The following is a 726-nucleotide window of genomic DNA, read 5'->3' as shown; positions in this document are numbered from 1 at the left end:
CGACTTGTCCTCGTGGGTTGCCGGCGTCGGCCCGGCCCACCGTGCTGGCCTGATCAGAAGCCTGTCCGCGTGCTCGCGTGACTCATCACAGATATGCCGCTCGGTGACCATCTCCCGGGCCGACGCCGTCCGAACGTCGCCCCGTGCAAGGGAGAACCGTCCGTGCCGCCCATCCTTTCAGAACCCGCAGCCCAACGGCTGAGCGAGCGTGTCGACGCGGTCATCGGTGTGGACACCCACACCGACACGCACACCGCGGCGGTGGTCACCCCGCTGGGCGCGGTGCTGGCCGAACTCACCGTGCCCGCCGGCCCGCACGGCACGGCCGGGCTGCTGGCCTGGGCCGGCCGGCACACCGCCCAGCTCGGTGACCGGCGGGTCTGGGCCATCGACGGCACCCGCGCCCACGGGACCGGCCTGACCCGTGCCCTGCTCGCCGCTGGCGAGACCGTCCTGGAAGCGCCGAAACCCGCCACCGGCAACCGCCGCCGCGGCGGCAAATCCGATTCCCTGGACGCCGTCCACGCCGCCCGCGCCGTGCTGGCCACCGACCACCAGGCCACCCCCCGCGCCGACGGCGACCGGGAAACCCTGCGGATCCTGCACGTCTGCCGCCGCCACTACACCGACACCCGCACCGCCACCGTCAACCTGTTCAAATCCCTGACCCTGACCGCCGAGGACGACCTACGCGAACAGTTCCACGGCCAGCCCACCACCCGGCAG

1 protein-coding gene is annotated in these 726 nt (G+C 72.9%); it reads left to right on the top strand.

Features of this window, described 5'->3' with window-relative positions; all coding sequences use genetic code 11:
- Positions 1-162 precede the first annotated feature (162 nt).
- Positions 163-726, top strand: a 564-nt coding sequence (locus IEY73_RS32780) for an IS110 family transposase (RefSeq protein ID WP_229716436.1), incomplete at its 3' end; no start/stop codon positions are given.

The organism is Mangrovihabitans endophyticus, assembly GCF_014646155.1.
In the GTDB taxonomy this organism is placed as follows: domain Bacteria; phylum Actinomycetota; class Actinomycetes; order Mycobacteriales; family Micromonosporaceae; genus Actinoplanes; species Actinoplanes endophyticus.
Note: the sequence above shows the minus strand (reverse complement) of the source record. Positions and strands in the feature narration are given on the sequence as shown.